Consider the following 2,036-nt stretch of genomic DNA (forward strand, 5'->3'; position numbering starts at 1 on the left):
GCCAGCACAAATAGCAAATTGCCATCCAACTCTTGACCTCGAATTTGATTAACACTTTTTAAGAGACACTAGTGTAATTCATATAATGTTAATATTGGGATTTAGTGCATTAATCCTGTCATCTTGCCAATCTCAATCTACAGATACGAAATATCTTCTATCAATAGAGGAATTAAATGATTCCGTTCCTGAAAAAGTGTTGACCTTGCTTGATTCGATAAACCCGGAAGAATATAAGGATAATGAATCAAAAGCGTTATACGCTTTGATAAAGTCGCAGGCTTTAGACAAAACTTTAGTTGATGTCACCAACGATTCCTTGATTTCCATCGCTAAAAACTATTATGAAGACTCATCAGATAAATATCATCTGATGAAAAGTGAGTATTATCATGGTCTCGTCAATATAAATGCAGGCAATTATGATAATGCAATAAAATCGCTTCTTAAAGCTTACGACCTTGGCGAAGAGACCAAAGACTATTACTGGCAAGGAATGGCTGCATCCAAAATAGCAGACATATTTATAAAGAATTATGATGGTTATGAATCACTCGCTTTTTCAAAAATTGCTTTAGCTTGTTTGGAAAAGACTGGAAAAAGACGTTACATTGATTATGCGTTATTGGATTTAGCTACGGCATATAATAACGTAGATTTTAGCGATTCCTGTATTATGACTGTCAATAAGATACATAGAGATAATGATAATTGGTTGAACTATGAAATTAATTTATTATTGGGAAATGCTTATATCCGGGAAGATAATTTTAAACAAGCAATAAATGTCTTAAAAGATAATGTCATTCCGTCAGGAAAGAATACAGAGAATATGGCATATCTTGCTCTTGCCTATCTCAGGAAGGGTGAGATAAACAAAGGGAAACAACTTATCGATTCAATCGGAGAAGATGAGAATTTGCTTTCTCATTATGTAAGATATGAATTGAGTGAAGAATTAAATAATGAAAATGAGGCATATTCATTGCTTAAAAATCTATTTGACAAATCTGATGATGATTTTAAAAAACATTTGGATTCTAAACTCTCTGTTGCGCTTCTGAATTATCATGAAACTGAACAGGAATTAGCAAAATTGATTAAAGCCAAGACCAAATTGCAGGTTATATTTATAATTACAGTCATTATCTTAATATTCTGCATTATAATCCTTATTATACTAAATAAATTCCAAAAGCAGAAGATAAAAATTAGAGATCTAAATGCCGCTGCAAAAGATCTAAACAATAAAATTCATTCAACAGACCAAAATAATTCTAAACTTGCAAAATCGGTTCAGTCCCTTCTTGCGTCCCAATTTGTAGGCTTAAATGAGATGTGTCAGGCATTATATGAAACTGAGAATGAAGAAAAAGGGAAAAAGCAAATCGCAAAAATGATGATGAACTTCATAGATTCTTTGTCAGTAAATAATGAATTGATACAGGAATTGGAAAGATTGGTGAATCATCATTATGATAATATATATGATTCTTTTAAATATGATTTTAATGATCTAAAAGAGATTGATTATCGGTTGTTTTTATATTCCATACTTGGTTTTGAAAATACTACTATTGCTCTTATATTTAATACTGAAATAAGATCAATTTACTCAAGAAGAGATAGATTAAAAATAAGAATCATCAACTCATCATCTGCGAATAAAAATAAATACATAGCCTTTCTTTATCCGGATGGATTAAAAAAGGCTATGACAGGTGATGTGGGCAAGCCTCAAAATCTATATAAGCCTAATATTAAATTCAAATGATTGATTATTGTATAATCAATTGTTCGGTTTTTTATTGATTTTAAATATAAATTCCGATTTCTTTATGCGTCAAGCCAACACACATAGAAAGCTCCAACCATTCACAACCACGTAACAACCACATTAAAGATGTAAATATAAAAGTGATTGTTGCGAGGTTGTCGTGAGTGGTTAGAGTATAAATAAAACACTAGTGTCTCTTAAAAAGTGTTAATCAAATTCGAGGTCAAGAGTTGGATGGCAATTTGCTATTTGTGCTGGC

Annotated in this window: 1 protein-coding gene; it reads left to right on the forward strand. The window is 31.3% G+C overall.

What is annotated here, in order from left to right; all coding sequences use genetic code 11:
• The first annotated feature begins 94 nt into the window (after nucleotides 1–94).
• The gene (locus JX312_RS12785) at nucleotides 95–1,774 is read left to right on the forward strand and encodes a lipopolysaccharide assembly protein LapB (protein WP_204458300.1); all 1,680 of its coding nucleotides are present in this window, start codon (nucleotides 95–97) and stop codon (nucleotides 1,772–1,774) included.
• Nucleotides 1,775–2,036: the final 262 nt, after the last annotated feature.

Source organism: Barnesiella sp. CU968 (genome assembly GCF_905219685.1).
In the GTDB taxonomy this organism is placed as follows: domain Bacteria; phylum Bacteroidota; class Bacteroidia; order Bacteroidales; family Muribaculaceae; genus Lepagella; species Lepagella muris_A.